Genomic DNA, 15,706 nt, shown 5'->3' with positions numbered 1-15,706 from the left:
GTTTTTTTGCGACCCCAAACCAGATCTCCTCTAAAAACCGATATAAACATTGGTCAATCCATCCTTACCCAGCGCATTATTTTCTTAACAAAATAACAACACAATTTGTTAATAAACCACGCTCAGTTCTGGAAGTTTATTACAAGCACATTTAATAAAAAAAAAGCAAAAAAAAACCACCCCCAATAGTTTAGGAATGGTTATTTCATGGATTTGTTGAACGGCTAATAATGTCATTAGCACTGACAGCAAATATGAACAAGAAGCTATTTTTAGTATAGCGGCTGTTTTTATTTTTTAAAGTATTTACTCTAAATAATAACAACTAAAAAGAAAATAAAGATAAAAACAGGCCAACAGACAAGCCAAAAAGATCAAACAGACCAATAAACGACCATAATTTGGTTAGTAATTAGCTAAATAGAGAGAAAACTTAAAAGAAATTAATGATGAACAGATAAAAAAGAAAAGTATAAACGGAGAGAAAAAATTTGCTAGCGCACAATAAAAAACGCCCCGGTCCAAAGTGAGACCAGGGCGGCTGAATCAGCCAAATCCAATAACGTGAAACAAAAGGTCTGAAAGATAGAACATCTTACCTCTGTACCCTACACCTGTAACTGTATATCAAACGTGCAGTTTTTGGAACCCCTAAATGTAGTTTTTTTTCACCTTGCTGTAAGTAAATTTTACATATTGGTTTTTATTTATCGCTTATTTTTAACAAAAAAAATAGCCAGCATCGTGCTGACTATTTATTATTACCAATAAATATTAGTGCGCTTGATCCCAGTTATCACCGTAACCAGTATCTGCGATGAGTGGAACATCCAGCATTGCTGCTTGTTCCATTAATGCTTTAACTGATGCTGTTACCGCTTCAAGTGCTGACTCTTTCACTTCAAACACTAATTCATCGTGTACTTGCATTAATAAACGCACGTCACCTTCCGGTTGTTGCTGTACCCAATCATCAACCGCAATCATCGCCAGCTTGATGATATCAGCCGCGGTTCCTTGCATTGGTGCATTGATTGCTGCACGTTCCGCTGCTTTTCGACGTAAACCATTACGTGATTTAATATCTGGTAGATATAGGCGACGGCCAAAGAGAGTTTCAACGTAACCTTGCTCTGAAGCCGCATTACGCGTGCTTTCCATGTATTCTAAAACACCTGGATAACGCTCAAAATACACATTCATGTAGTTTTGCGCTTCATTACGTCCCATATCTAGCTGCTTTGCTAAACCAAACGCACTCATGCCATAGATCAAGCCAAAGTTAATAGCTTTAGCACGACGACGTTGCTCACTGCTAACATTTTCGATATCTAAACTGAGAATTTCAGCAGCCGTTGCTGCGTGGATATCTTTACCGTGACGGAAGGCATCTAATAATGCTTTATCACCGGATAAATGCGCCATGATACGTAATTCAATTTGAGAGTAATCGACCGCTAGGATCTTATAGCCGCTTTGCGCGACAAATGCTTGGCGAATACGACGACCTTCTTCGTTACGTACTGGAATATTCTGCAAATTTGGATCGCTTGACGATAGACGTCCAGTTGCAGTCACGGCCTGATGGTAAGAAGTATGCACTCGACCCGTTGCTGGATTCACCATCTTAGGCAACTTGTCGGTGTAAGTAGATTTCAGTTTTGCAAGTCCACGATATTCTAATAGTAACTTAGGCAATGGGTAATCAAGCGCAAGCTCTTGCAATACTTCTTCATTCGTTGACGGTGTACCAGATGGCGTTTTCTTTAAAACAGGTAATCCCATTTTTTCAAATAAGATCGCTTGAAGCTGTTTTGGCGAGCTTAAATTAAATTCTTGCTCCGCAATTTCAAACGCTTTTTTCTCAATCTCATCGAGTCGAACTGCGATCTCTGTTGATTGTGCGCCAAGCAACATACTGTCGACATAAACACCCGTGCGTTCCATACGTGAAAGTACTGGTACTAATGGCATTTCAATGTTTTCAAAGACATGCTTAAGTTTGTCGTCGGCTTCTACTTTTGGATATAACGTATTGTGCAAACGCAAAGTAATGTCAGCATCTTCAGCTGCATAAGGGCCAGCTTGCTCTAAATCGATTTGATTGAACGTTAGCTGCTTTTTACCTTTACCTGCAACTTCTTCAAAGCTGATATTCTTATGCTCTAAATAACGTAGGGCAAGGCTATCCATATCATGACGCCCAACAACGCTATTAAATACATAAGATTCAAGCATTGTATCGAACACAATACCCTGCATTTCAATGCCATAACGAGCAACAATGCTGGCATCAAACTTAAGGTTTTGACCAATTTTCGCTTGTTTTGGATCTTCAAGTAACGGTTTTAACTGCTCAAGTACCCAATCACGGTCAAGCTGCGCTGGCGCATCAAGGTAATCGTGAGCCAAAGGGACGTAAGCCGCTTTACCTTCTTCAATCGCAAAAGACACACCGACGACATTCGCCGTCATGTAATCTAAACCATCGGTTTCGGTATCAAAGGCAAACGCCTCAGCCGCTTTTAATTGTTCAAGCCATGTTGCAAAGCTTTCTTTATCTAAAACCGTTTCATACCCACTACGATCAATCGTTGGTGCAACGGCTTTTTTTTCAGCTGGCACATCACCTGATTTTTCGTCAGCAACAATACGGCCATCGCTTCCATCAAGCATTTCAGTTAACCAACGACGGAACTGTAACTTACCAAAAAGCTCGGTGAGAACATCTGTATCTGGCACGCCTTTACGGAGTTCATCAGGTGTTACATCTAGCTCAACATCCAATTTGATGGTGGCAAGCTTATATGACATGTAAGCCGCTTCTTTATTATCAATCAGCTTTTTCGCCATGGTTTTTGAACCACGGAAACCGAGAGCAGCAATATCATCTAAATTATCGTATAAGGTATCTAACCCACCGATACCGGTAAGCAATGCTTTTGCTGTTTTCTCACCAACCCCAGGCACACCTGGAATGTTATCCACTTTATCGCCCATCAGAGCAAGGTAGTCGATGATCAACTCGGGACCAATCCCAAACTTATCCACAACACCGGCGGGATCCATCACAACATCAGTCATGGTATTGATCAAAGTAACATTTTGATCCACCAGCTGCGCCATATCTTTATCACCTGTACTGATAAGTACTGGCATACCTTGTTGTGATGCTTGTGTGGATAACGTGCCAATCACATCATCCGCTTCAACTCCAGAGATTGCGATCAATGGTAGCCCCATCGCTTTGATCACCGCATGCAATGGTTCGATCTGACTGCGAAGATCGTCCGGCATCGGTGGACGATTGGCTTTATATTCGGGATACATATCATCACGGAAGGTTTTCCCTTTCGCATCAAAGATCACTGCGATATGTTCGGTTGAAAATTGACGTAACATGCTACGTAGCATGTTTACAACACCATAAATTGCGCCCGTCGGCTCACCGTCAGAATTAGTGAAATTCGGTGCAGCATGGTAAGCGCGATAAAGGTAAGAGGATCCATCAATCAGGATCAATGGATTTTCTGGAATAGTTGCCATAGGGTTATTCTTATATCCAAGCGTTTGTCGTTCAGGTTAGTAGCTCTATTATCGACCATATTAGGCGTTGAGCGACAGGAAAAATGCAATAACCATAGAATGCCACGCCATGTCGCAAGTGTTAACCAATGTTTTATTCTATTATCACTTTTTCTGTGGATAACTTTGTTAGTATTTAATTTACGCCAGTTGATCGTTTTTTGGTTTATTTGACAAATAAGAAACTATCACAAACACAATCAACAACTTAGCTATAAATCTTAATTTCGATCCTCGATCCCTATTTGATCATTAATTGTGGAAAACCTCATAGTGATAAAGCCAAATGCGGTAATAACACCATAAAAATCAGACGATTTGTTTAGTATCAAAACCAAAAATAACTAAATTGCGGTAATTTTAGCCGCTTCTACGCTATTTAATGGCAGAGATGCCTATGAGTAAAAATTTATCTTCGATAAAAAACAAAGCATAGAAAGTTGATCTCTTTTTTATCTTAATAGTGATCAATAAAGACGCTTCGATCGTGGCACAGTAAAACCACACATAAAGACTATGCCATCGTGAATGCAATAGAAAAAATAAACGGCTTAACGATAACTGGTCAATGGAAGATAGGAATAAACTAGGCAGATCTTAAAAAAGAAAAAGCGACGCTACGATGAGTAGCGTCGCTCAGCAGAAGTGGTGTTCGGTTATTAGCCCTACACTAATAACACGCAACCGGAGCTGTAGTACACTGGAAGCAATGTGAGCAATGTCGTGCCATCAAGACGATATGATTATGTTCCACCCTATCGCCTGAGTGCCTGTTAATAATAACCATTCTCACTTGAGATGCAAGTACTTTATTGAGAATAATTGTCATTTAAAAGATATTTTTTAACCAGTGTCTTCACAGCACAAAAAAACCGATCCTAAGATCGGCTTCTTCTTTCACCCTTATCACTAGTAACAAAACTATTGATTAGTCTTTGCAGCCACTAACGTTTGCGGTGATAACGTTGTCAGCTTATCAATTAAGTAATTAAGTAATACGCCATAAATAGGCACAAATAGTCCGAGACTAATAATTAACTTAAAGCTGTAATCTACCAACGCAATTTCCGTCCAATTTGCTGCCATAAAGGGATCGGGACTGTGGTAAAACGCAATACCAAAGAACGCAATGGTATCAATCGCATTACCAAAAATAGTGGAGGCCGTTGGGGCTATCCACCATTGTTTTAATTGGCGTAGGCGGTTGAATACCGACACATCTAAAATTTGCCCTAGCAAGTAGGCCATAAAACTGGCAATCGCAATACGAGCAACAAACAGATTAAATTCCGTTAAATGTCCTAGCCCTTGGTATTCGCCTTGGAAGAACAAGACAGATAATAAATACGATACGAGCAGCGCAGGCATCATGACACGGAAAATAATTTTACGCGCCATTCCAGCCCCAAAAATACGCACAGTAAGATCGGTGGCTAAAAAGATAAACGGAAAAGTAAACGCCCCCCAGGTGGTGTGATAACCAAACACGGTAAAAGGTATTTGCACTAAATAGTTACTCGACGCAATCACGAGTAAATGAAACAGTACTAAATAGCCTAGGGCTTTACTTTGCTGTTGCGGAGTAAAAGAGGGTGAAGCTATAGCATTAGATTGAGATAAAGCAGTCGTCATGTGAGACCTTTTTGTCAATGGGGGGAGGGAACCCAAAAATATATGTTGCTCGCTATTTTATATGCCAACAACAACCAGGTCGGCGATTATACAGAAATTCACTTTGTTGCCTAGCTCTTGATAGATCTCAATCTCAATTTAATAAGCCAGCGACAAATGCCAATGTATCAAGATCATCTTCACTCATCGCCTCTAACCACAATGCACTGCTGTAATGTTCACCTTTAAGCAATAAGCGACAACCTTCAAAATCGACTAACCAAATATGCAGATCAGCACTGCATTCTTTTTCAATCACAGTAGCATCGAGTATCTTTAAAAGTTGTAAAGCAACTAAATCAAAACTATCAAAGTCAAAATCAGGGCTAATAATGGATAAGTAACGTGCATTAAGATCGAGTTGACGAACGCTAAATGGTTGGCTTTCAAGTGGAGTCATTGTCATTCCTTTTTATAACTAGAAAGAGAAATAGCGATTACTCACACCATGATGTAAGTAAGTGTTAATTAAGATTACAAAGATTTAGTACACGCTAGTATTTCGTATTCCATCATGGTCTTATTAGCTCGCTATCAAAGACGTTATCGTGAGTCCCGTCGCGTTAACTTGATGGTCGGTGAAATGAATATTCCACCAAATACGCAAGCTGTTTTGTCGTGGCAAACTCCATAATGGTGTTTCTTAACGCATTCTATACCGAGCTTACCATGAGCTCGGTTTTTTTATATCTATACTAAATTTGCTAGATCGGTATTTTAATGCGGCTCTTCAATTGCCAATAAATGATCACGGATCAAGCCTAAAAAAACCTCTCCGTATTTTTCTAGCTTACGCTGCCCTACTCCATTCACCGCAAGAAAATCGCCATTTGACGTCGGTAATCGCTCTGCCATTTCCATTAAGCTAGCATCGTTAAACACAACATAAGGTGGTAGATCTTCTTCATCAGCAATCGCTTTTCGCAATTTACGTAACTTGGCAAACAATTTTTTATCGTACTGGCGATTCGCGAGTTTATTCACTTTCATGTTACGGGCAATATTATCAAGTCGCGGAACAGCAAGTTCTAAACCAATTTCAGCACGTAATAGTGGGCGAGCTTTTTCTGTTAGTTGAAGCACGGAGTTACGGCTAATATTCTGGGTTAAGTACCCCAAATGAATTAACTGGCGTAATACACTCACCCAATATTCATGACTGTATTCACGCCCAATACCATAAGTACTCAATTTATCATGTCCATGCTCGCGGATACGTTGGTTTTGCATCCCACGGAGCACTTCAACGATATAGGTAATACCGAAGCTTTGGTTAACACGGTAGACACAAGACAAGGCTTTTTGCGCGACTTCGACCGCATTAAAACGCTGCGGCGGATCTAAACACACATCGCAATTACCACATGCCTCATCACGATGCTCACCAAAGTAATGCAACAATACCTGACGACGACAGGTTTGTGCTTCAGCAAAAGCGCCCATCGCATGAAGTTTATGATGCTCGACGTCCTTTTGCTGCCCTTCTTCTTTTTCATCTAAACAACGGCGAAGCCATGCTAAATCTGAAGGATCGTAAAACATTACCGCCTCAGCAGGTAAACCATCACGCCCTGCTCGACCCGTTTCTTGGTAATACGATTCAATGTTACGAGGAATATCAAAATGCACGACATATCGCACATTGGGTTTATTGATCCCCATACCAAAGGCAACAGTGGCAACTACGATATGAATATCATCACGTTGAAACGCCTCTTGAACATTGGCTCGCTCAATATGATCTAACCCCGCATGATAGGCCTCAGCACGTATGCCTTTATCTCGCAGTTTTTCACTGATCTGTTCTACTTTCTTACGACTATTGCAATAAATAATGCCGCACTGCCCACGCATACCTTCAACATAGCGAATAATTTGTGTTAGCGGTTTATGTTTTTCCCACAAAATATAGCGAATATTCGGGCGATCAAAACTGCCTAGATACTCATGAGGAGTCTGCAATCCTAGGCGGCTAACAATATCATGGCGGGTTGTTTCATCTGCCGTTGCAGTTAATGCCATTATCGGTAGGTTTTCAAACGACTGCTTCAATCGTCCTAGTGCGGCATATTCTGGTCTAAAATCATGTCCCCATTGGGAGATACAATGCGCTTCATCAACCGCGACCATCGCCAGCGGTACGTCACGTAAACGATCAATAAAATCATACGTTAATACACGCTCAGGCGAGACATAGACTAGCTTCACCGTCGCGTCTTTCATCGCATCAAACACACTAAGTATCTCATCACGTTCCATCGTCGAATTGATATAGGCGGCAGCAACACCATTAGCTTTAAGCTGATCGACCTGATCTTTCATCAATGAAATAAGCGGTGAAATAACCAGCGTGATCCCTTCTTTTAATAAAGCAGGGATCTGATAACACAATGACTTACCACCACCCGTAGGCATAATCACTAAACAATCTTCGTCACGATTGACGGCATCAATCACATCCAGTTGACCTACACGAAATTGCTGATAACCGAAAATTTCCTGTAAAACAGACTCGCTCGTAGACGCTGATAATACAGAACTGGGTCCATGATGGCAGACGGATGACATGATAAGTCTCTTGGCTAAACGGGGCGTTCATTCTATACCTAAAGCCCCCTTTGATGCGAGGTAGTAACTTGGCAATCAATTAAAAACTCAATGATCTGATTTTCCATCTTCTCTTTATAAATAAAATAAATACTGGTAAATCAAGCAATCTTATTTATATACTGCTTTAGAATAAAAATTAACCAATGTTAGATTTGGAGTTTCATGGAAGATAACAACAATCTCGCTAAACGTGGGATCATTCTCGCTATTTCTGCCTATACCATGTGGGGAATTGCGCCGCTCTACTTTAAATCCATTGCAAGCGTTCCTCCGCTCGAAATACTGAGTCATCGCGTGATTTGGTCGTTTTTCTTCCTTGCACTTATTATTGCATTCAGCCGCCAGTGGGGGCGTGTCAAAACCGTTTTTACTCAACCGAAAACGCTTTTCCTACTCACAATATCTGCATTACTTGTCGGTTGTAATTGGCTTATTTTCATCTGGGCGGTCAATAACAATCACCTTTTAGATGCCAGTTTAGGCTACTACATTAACCCACTATTGAATGTGCTATTAGGCATGCTGTTACTAGGTGAGAGACTACGTCACTTACAGTGGGGGGCCGTTTTAATCGCTGCGGTTGGTGTTATTGCCGAGCTAATTCAATTTGGGTCATTACCTTGGATTGCCTTTGCACTTGCGACCAGCTTTGGGTTTTATGGCCTATTACGAAAAAAAATCAATATTGATGCTCAAACTGGCTTATTTATTGAAACCTTTGTGTTGTTACCGTTAGCCGCTATTTATCTATTTTTTATCAGTAGCAGCCCGACGGCTAACCTGACGGATAATTCCATCGATCTCAATTTACTTTTAGTCGCTGCAGGTATTGTCACTACCTTGCCTTTACTGTGTTTTACTGGTGCCGCAACGAAATTAAAGCTGTCTACCTTAGGTTTTCTACAATATATCGGCCCTAGTTTGATGTTCGTATTAGCGACGTTTATTTATAAAGAGCCGTTTAAATTAGAACATGGCATTACCTTTGGCTGTATTTGGTTAGCGCTGTTGTTATTTAGTATTGATGGGATCCGAACTCATCAGCAATCATCGAATAATAAAAATTAACGGCGAGTTTCTTTACCTTTAGATAATCATTCGACATGTATGATAGAACTCTCATTTTTATTATCTAACTCAATCAAATAAAAGTATAAAATAGCGTTCAGTTAACGACATTACTCCACTCATAAGGATTGACGATGCCAAGGTTTACCTCCGCTACAGCCTTTTTATTGAGTGTTTGTTGTTTTTCATTTCCAGCATTAGCCAATGAAGTTCAACAAGCCTCTGATCATATTGAACCTGAGCCGAGTATTAACCAACAATCACAACAGTTGGTTTCAGGTACAGAGTGGATGATCGCCACAGCCAATGCCTATGCCAGTCAAGCAGGGGCTGATATTTTACGTCAGGGTGGCAGTGCTGTTGATGCAATGATCACCTCGCAGCTAATATTAGGCTTGGTTGAACCACAATCATCCGGGATCGGTGGTGGCGGATTTTTGGTGTATTGGGATAATGACAAGAACCAAATGACGACATTTGATGGTCGAGAAACGGCTCCTTTTGCTGCGACTCCCCGTTTGTTTCAAGACAATCAAGGTCAGCCACTAAAATTCTATGATGCCGTTGTCGGCGGACGATCTGTAGGTACTCCTGGTACAATTAAACTGCTTTGGCGCAGTCATCAGCAATACGGAAAATTACCGTGGAAAACGCTTTTTCTTCCTGCGATAAAATTAGCCAAAGAAGGCTTCATCGTCAGCCCACGGCTTGCTGCAATGGTTGAAAATGATGCGAAAAATCTTAGTCGCTATCCTACAACTAAAGCCTACTTTTTTGACTCACAAGGCAAACCACTTCAAGCAGGAAGTAAGTTAGTTAATAACGCTTATTCAAATACCTTACGTCAAGTGGCTGATTATGGCCCTAAAGCCTTTTATCAAGGCGATATTGCGCGAGATATTGTTAATACCGTACAGAACGCAAAAGGTAATCCTGGGGTGTTAAACACTATGGATCTTGCCAGCTACAGCGTTAAACAACGTGAGCCTATTTGTGCCCCCTACCGTCAGTATCAAATTTGTGGAATGGGGCCACCCAGCTCCGGCGCATTAACCTTGGGGCAAATATTAGCCATGCTTAATCATTATCCATTGGATAAGCTCGGTGCTGATAGCGTCAAAAGTTGGCAGCTAATTGGTGATGCCTCTCGCTTAGCTTTTGCTGATCGCGGTCGCTATATGGCAGATAGTGATTATGTGCCAATGCCTGTCCGTGGCTTACTCGATCCCAACTACCTTGCCGAGCGTGCTAAATTACTCGATGGAAATAAAGCATTAACCCAAGTAAAACCGGGGATACCACCTTGGAATCATGCCCATAACCGTGCCAGTGATGAAGCTATCGAATTGCCCTCCACCAGCCATTTATCGATTGTTGATAAAGAAGGTAATGTAGTCTCACTCACCTCGACGATTGAAAACAGATTTGGTTCACGTTTAATGGTCAGGGGATTTCTACTCAATAATGAATTAACGGACTTTTCATTCCGTAGCCAAATTGATGGTATTCCTGTTGCTAACCGAATTGAACCGGGTAAACGACCTCGCTCGTCAATGACACCCACGATTGTTATGAAAAATAACCAGCCAGTGCTAACCATCGGTTCACCCGGAGGAAGTCAGATCATTGGCTATCTCGCAAAAACCTTGGTTGCGTATATTGATTGGGAGATGGATTTACAACAAGCGATCAACTTACCGAATATGAATAATCGCTTCGGTACCTTTGAACTTGAAAAAAACACGCCCGCGGCAGAGTGGGCGCCAAAACTTGAGAAGCTGGGCTATAAAACTCAAATCAAAGATCTGAATTCAGGTATTCAAGCGATAAGTATTGCGCCAAATCAGCTTATTGGGGCAGCCGATCCTCGTCGAGAAGGTAAAGTGATCAGCCAATAACCGTGCGCTAATACGCAGATAAAAACAAAAAGCCCAGCACTCTAGATGATTGCTGGGCTTTATTTTTAAGTATTACGATCAATCAAGAACGCATGCAATTACATTGGTGTAAGCTTGGCGTACTGAGTCACCAACCACTTAATACCTTCACCATTAAACGCCACTTGCACACGGCTTTGTGCGCCACTGCCTTCAAAGTTAATGATGGTGCCTTCACCAAATTTTGGATGCTCAACACGCTGACCTAGGTTAAAACCTGTCTCATTAAAGTTGTTATTCACCTGTGTTTGGCTAAAACGACCACTGCTTGCCGGACGTGACACTTGCGCTTTCATGCGGACTTCTTCGACGAACTGGTCGGGAATTTCGCGGATAAAACGTGAAGGTTTGTGGAAGTTATCTTTCCCGTATAAACGACGCATTTCAGCATACGTGATATACAGTTTTTGCATTGCACGGGTCATCCCCACGTAACACAAACGACGCTCTTCTTCTAAACGTCCCACTTCCTCTGTGGTACGTGAGCTAGGGAACATCCCCTCTTCTACACCCACCATAAATACCACTGGGAATTCCAGACCTTTGGCGCTGTGCATCGTCATCAGCTGCACCGCATCTTCAAAATCATCCGCCTGACCATCACCCGCTTCTAGTGCCGCATGGGCTAAGAAGGCCGCAAGTGGCGTCATACTTTCAGCTTCTTCTGGGATCTCAAACTGGCGAGTAGCTGTGACCAATTCTTCTAAGTTTTCAATACGCGCTTGGGCTTTTTCGCCTTTTTCTTGCTCGTACATTGCACGTAAACCGGAATGTCGAATGACTTCATCGGTCTGCTGATACATTGGTAAATCTGCGGTATCGTCTTCAAGTGCGTTAATCAGCTCGATGAAACGGCGTAATGAATTAGCCGCACGGCCAGCTAAAACTTGCTCTTCAAGCAAGGCAATACTCGATTGCCACATAGTTAAACCACGATCGCGAGCAACTAAACGAATCGTCTCTAACGTGCGATCGCCCAAACCACGCGTCGGGGTGTTTACCACACGCTCAAACGAGGCATCATCATTACGATTGGAGATTAAGCGCATGTAAGACAACGCATCTTTTATCTCTTGGCGCTCGAAGAATCGCATACCGCCGTAAATTCGATACGGCAACCCAGCTTGAATTAATGCTTCTTCTAATACGCGTGATTGGGCGTTACTACGGTATAAGAAAGCCGTTTCGTTAAGGCTACCACCTTGATCGCGCCATTCTTTGATTTTACCCACCGCAAAACGTGCTTCATCAATCTCGTTAAACGCAGAATAAAGCGAAATCGGCTCACCTTCACCGCCGTCAGTCCAAAGTTTCTTGCCCATACGTTCGTTGTTATTCGCAATCAACTCATTGGCTGCATTTAGAATATTGCCGGTCGAACGGTAGTTTTGCTCAAGGAAAATCGACGATGCACCTTTAAATTCATTTAAGAAACGCTGAATATTTTCGATTTTTGCTCCACGCCAGCCATAAATAGACTGGTCGTCATCACCCACGATCATCACATGGCAATCAGGCCCTGCCATTAAGCGTAACCACGCAAACTGAATGCTGTTGGTATCTTGAAACTCATCAACCAAAATGTGCTTAAAGCGTGCTTGGTAATGTTCACGAATATGCTTGTTATCACGCAATAACTCGTAAGATCGCAGCAATAACTCAGCAAAATCGACCATACCCGCGCGATCGCACGCTTCTTGGTAAGCGGTGTAAATACGCAGCCAAGTTTGCTCTACGGGATCGCTATAGGTTTCAACGTGTTTAGGACGTAAACCTTCATCTTTCTTGGCATTGATATACCAAGCAGCCTGACGAGCAGGCCAATGTTTTTCATCTAGATTCTGAGCTTTGATCAAGCGGCGCAATAAACGCATCTGATCATCAGAATCTAAAATATTAAAATCTTCCGGCAAACGCGCATCAAGGTAGTGAGCACGCAGCATGCGGTGACATAGTCCGTGGAAAGTACCATTCCACATCCCCGCACTTGAGCCGTGCATTAACTCATTAATACGCCCACGCATTTCTGCGGCCGCTTTGTTGGTAAAGGTCACCGACATAATCGAATACGGTGATGCTTGCTCTACCGATAACAACCAAGCAATGCGATGAACCAGCACTCGTGTCTTACCACTACCGGCGCCTGCCAGTACGAGGTGGTTACCCAACGGCGCTGCCACCGCTTCTCTTTGTTTATCATTGAGCCCGTCTAATAGGAGTGAAACGTCCATCGCTATCTACTGGTTATTTATACAATGGTGATGATTATAACAGCACGAAAAAAGATTGCCTCGATATCTTCATCTTTCCTTGCCGCTGAAAATTGATTTAATTTTAATCATTTTTTTCGCAATAAATCTCAGCCTTCCCCTTTCCTATTAAACAGAGCGTTTTAACGCCACATAAAAATCAGCCAACTAAGTTATATCTCAAGAGGATTTCATCATGAACAACGTAAACAAACTTGCACTCGCATCAGTAATGACAGGTCTTATTGCATTAGCAGGTACAGTAGCCTCAACCTCTGCCGTTGCGGACGAAGCAAAAGAAAAATGCTATGGGGTGGCGAAAGCGGGAAAAAATGACTGCGCGACCAAAACCACATCATGCGCAGGCTCTGCCAAAGAAGATGGTCAAAAAGATGCCTTCATTGCCATGCCTAAAGGGCTTTGCGATCGCCTTCATGGTGGTTCAACAGAGTCGGCATAATGAGCTATCCATTATTAACGAATATGGTTGGGGTGGGCTTACGCTCACCTCATCACCAACCGATTATCGAGCAACGTCCGGATATTGGCTGGCTTGAAATTCACAGTGAAAACTATTTCAACCGCCATGCGCCTCAATATCAACAACTGTTAGCCATCATCGAGCATTACCCGATGAGTTGTCATGGTATTGGGCTATCCCTTGGCTCAGTAGATCCGATTAACCGTGAGCATTTAAAGCAACTGAAACAACTCATTGATGTTGTTAATCCTTTTGCGGTTTCAGATCACCTCAGTTGGAGTTCAGTTAACGGTCAATACTTTAACGATTTACTGCCTCTACCTTTTACCGAGCAAGCGCTTGATGTTTTCTGTACGCATGTCGAACAAGTGCAAGATTACCTCAATAGACAATTGTTAATTGAAAACCCATCGAGCTATCTCAGTTTTAAGCACTCAGTTATACCGGAATGGGAGTTTCTAACTGCCGTTCAACAACGCACAGGATGTGGCTTGTTATTAGATTTAAACAATCTTTACGTCAATAGCTTTAACCATCAGTTTGATTGCCAAACTTATTTAGATGCCATCAATCCCGATACGGTAAAAGAGATCCACCTTGCAGGCTTTACGGTGAAACAATTCCCTGAAGGGGAAATATGGATTGATACTCACAGCAAGCCGGTAAGTGAGCCTGTATGGCAACTTTATCGTCAATGGATACAGCAAAATGGTAAGCGTACTCCAACCTTAATAGAGTGGGATGCAGAGTTACCATCATTAGAGATACTCCTTGCTGAAGCGGCTAAAGCGAACGCGTTCCTTCAACGAGAACATCACCATGAAATATGCTGTCAACAATGAACTGCACCAGCTCCAAAGCGCCTTTTCCGATGCGCTGCAATATAAACACAGCGATGCATCTACGACGATAAAAGCCACCACCTTTAGTGCCGAGCAACACCTACAAATTTATCGAAATAATTTTATTTTGAGTTTAACCGATATTCTTTCGGCAACGTATCCCGCTATCCTTGCGATGATCGGCCATGACTGTTTTGTTCAACTGGCGCGGTTACATATACTGCACTTTCCCTTAACGCAAGGCGATGTGAGCCATTACGGTGAAGGGTTTCATCGCACCATTGCAAATAATGAAACCATCAACAAAGCCTTACCGTATTTGTCAGATCTCGCTCAACTCGAATGGTACCGAGATATTGTCAGCCGCATACCGTCACAACCACATGTTTTTCCATTTGAAAAATTACAACACCTTCAAAATTCAGAAAATGCCGATGCCTTTGGACAACACTATTTTCATATTCCTGCGGCAACCTATGTTTTGACCAGCCAGTATAGTGTCGGAGATTTGTGGCATCTTGTAGATAGTGAAAGGCTCAACCATCACGCACCAGAGTTTTCTAGCGCTGATGATCCATTGGCAGCACTTGATATCGATCAACCACAAACCGTGGTTATTCAATTACGTGGAAACGAAATATTAATGCAGGTCGTCTCTTCAGGTCTCAAGGCGTTAATCATTCACAGCCAACAACAAAAATCACTTCAACAAGCCTCTCCACAGATGCTTGAACAACTACCTTTATTATTTGAATATCAACTCACCGACGATATCGTGGAGGCAAACGATGGATAGTTTTATTCGCAGTATCGACCCTTTTTTCTTACGGTTAACTACCCCTTTTATCCCACTTGTGCTGCTCTGTACTCGTCTCTGGGTTGCATGGGTATTTTTTCAATCTGGCATGATCAAATATTCAAGCTGGGACAGCACCTTATATCTTTTTGAATACGAGTATCATGTGCCCTTATTACCATGGCAATGGGCAGCATATATTGGTACTGCGGTTGAAGTGTTTATCCCTATTTTTCTCACATTGGGGCTATTTACTCGACCGATGGCATTCGTACTTTTTGGATTTAACGTCATAGCCGTTATTTCCTATCCAACACTTTGGGAAAAAGGATTTTATGATCACCAACTGTGGGGAATAATGCTACTCACAAATGTGATGTGGGGGGCGGGAAGTCTCTCTTTTGATCATTTCTTTAATCGTGGCAACCTTCATCATTCTGACTAAATATCGTTCAAGGATTAATATG

At 42.1% G+C, this 15,706-nt stretch carries 11 protein-coding genes; 6 read left to right on the top strand and 5 right to left on the bottom strand.

The annotated features are described in order from the left end of the window. Nucleotides 1-774: 774 nt before the first annotated feature. The 4 genes from polA to recQ form a co-directional block, all read right to left on the bottom strand. Entirely contained in the window at nt 775-3,546 is a 2,772-nt protein-coding gene (gene polA, locus SKA34_RS00260; RefSeq protein ID WP_006643496.1) for a DNA polymerase I, read from the bottom strand. Between the two features lie 960 nt (nt 3,547-4,506). Next, complete coding sequence (locus SKA34_RS00255) at nt 4,507-5,217, bottom strand: 7-cyano-7-deazaguanine/7-aminomethyl-7-deazaguanine transporter (RefSeq protein WP_006643495.1); 711 nt, start codon at nt 5,215-5,217, stop codon at nt 4,507-4,509. Between the two features lie 133 nt (nt 5,218-5,350). Beyond that, the gene (locus SKA34_RS00250) at nt 5,351-5,656 is read right to left on the bottom strand and encodes a DUF3630 family protein (RefSeq protein ID WP_006643494.1); all 306 of its coding nucleotides are present in this window, start codon (nt 5,654-5,656) and stop codon (nt 5,351-5,353) included. Nucleotides 5,657-5,973: 317 nt separating this feature from the next. After that, nucleotides 5,974-7,824: an ATP-dependent DNA helicase RecQ gene (gene recQ, locus SKA34_RS00245; protein WP_006643493.1), complete on the bottom strand. Its 1,851-nt coding sequence runs from the start codon at nt 7,822-7,824 to the stop codon at nt 5,974-5,976. A gap of 204 nt (nt 7,825-8,028) precedes the next feature. On the opposite strand from recQ, the gene rarD reads away from it, so the two are divergent. Next, nucleotides 8,029-8,934 carry an EamA family transporter RarD gene (rarD, locus tag SKA34_RS00240; RefSeq protein ID WP_006643492.1) on the top strand — a complete coding sequence of 302 codons (906 nt, stop codon included), beginning with the start codon at nt 8,029-8,031 and terminating at the stop codon, nt 8,932-8,934. 134 nt (nt 8,935-9,068) lie between these two features. Further along, entirely contained in the window at nt 9,069-10,832 is a 1,764-nt protein-coding gene (ggt, locus tag SKA34_RS00235; RefSeq protein ID WP_006643491.1) for a gamma-glutamyltransferase, read from the top strand. A gap of 98 nt (nt 10,833-10,930) precedes the next feature. On the opposite strand, the gene uvrD is transcribed toward ggt, so the two are convergent. After that, a complete protein-coding gene (gene uvrD / locus SKA34_RS00230) occupies nt 10,931-13,102 on the bottom strand; it encodes a DNA helicase II (RefSeq protein ID WP_006643490.1) in 2,172 nt (723 codons plus the stop codon). A 214-nt stretch (nt 13,103-13,316) separates the two neighbouring features. On the opposite strand from uvrD, the gene SKA34_RS00225 reads away from it, so the two are divergent. Genes SKA34_RS00225 through SKA34_RS00210 form a run of 4 tightly spaced genes read left to right on the top strand, consistent with a single transcriptional unit; the run spans nt 13,317 to nt 15,684 of the window. Further along, entirely contained in the window at nt 13,317-13,580 is a 264-nt protein-coding gene (locus SKA34_RS00225; RefSeq protein ID WP_006643489.1) for a DUF2282 domain-containing protein, read from the top strand. Continuing rightward, entirely contained in the window at nt 13,580-14,443 is an 864-nt protein-coding gene (locus tag SKA34_RS00220) for a DUF692 domain-containing protein (protein WP_006643488.1), read from the top strand. The genes SKA34_RS00225 and SKA34_RS00220 overlap by 1 nt, the downstream gene beginning before the upstream one ends. Beyond that, nucleotides 14,421-15,239 (top strand): DNA-binding domain-containing protein, encoded by an 819-nt coding sequence (locus tag SKA34_RS00215; RefSeq protein WP_006643487.1) that lies wholly within the window; start codon nt 14,421-14,423, stop codon nt 15,237-15,239. Before SKA34_RS00220 ends, SKA34_RS00215 begins: the two co-directional genes overlap by 23 nt. Then, complete coding sequence (locus SKA34_RS00210; RefSeq protein ID WP_006643486.1) at nt 15,232-15,684, top strand: DoxX family protein; 453 nt, start codon at nt 15,232-15,234, stop codon at nt 15,682-15,684. The genes SKA34_RS00215 and SKA34_RS00210 overlap by 8 nt, the downstream gene beginning before the upstream one ends. Nucleotides 15,685-15,706 lie beyond the last annotated feature (22 nt).

The organism is Photobacterium sp. SKA34 (assembly GCF_000153325.1).
In the GTDB taxonomy this organism is placed as follows: domain Bacteria; phylum Pseudomonadota; class Gammaproteobacteria; order Enterobacterales; family Vibrionaceae; genus Photobacterium.
This window is presented reverse-complemented; position numbering and strand designations above follow the sequence as displayed.

Coding starts and splice junctions, on each gene's coding strand:
- SKA34_RS00225 (WP_006643489.1), top strand. CDS start 13,317: ATGAACAACGTAAACAAACTTGCACTCGCATCAGTAATGACAGGTCTT.
- SKA34_RS00250 (WP_006643494.1), bottom strand. CDS start 5,656: ATGACTCCACTTGAAAGCCAACCATTTAGCGTTCGTCAACTCGATCTT.
- ggt (WP_006643491.1), top strand. CDS start 9,069: ATGCCAAGGTTTACCTCCGCTACAGCCTTTTTATTGAGTGTTTGTTGT.
- SKA34_RS00215 (WP_006643487.1), top strand. CDS start 14,421: ATGAAATATGCTGTCAACAATGAACTGCACCAGCTCCAAAGCGCCTTT.
- uvrD (WP_006643490.1), bottom strand. CDS start 13,102: ATGGACGTTTCACTCCTATTAGACGGGCTCAATGATAAACAAAGAGAA.
- SKA34_RS00220 (WP_006643488.1), top strand. CDS start 13,580: ATGAGCTATCCATTATTAACGAATATGGTTGGGGTGGGCTTACGCTCA.
- recQ (WP_006643493.1), bottom strand. CDS start 7,824: ATGTCATCCGTCTGCCATCATGGACCCAGTTCTGTATTATCAGCGTCT.
- polA (WP_006643496.1), bottom strand. CDS start 3,546: ATGGCAACTATTCCAGAAAATCCATTGATCCTGATTGATGGATCCTCT.
- SKA34_RS00255 (WP_006643495.1), bottom strand. CDS start 5,217: ATGACGACTGCTTTATCTCAATCTAATGCTATAGCTTCACCCTCTTTT.
- SKA34_RS00210 (WP_006643486.1), top strand. CDS start 15,232: ATGGATAGTTTTATTCGCAGTATCGACCCTTTTTTCTTACGGTTAACT.
- rarD (WP_006643492.1), top strand. CDS start 8,029: ATGGAAGATAACAACAATCTCGCTAAACGTGGGATCATTCTCGCTATT.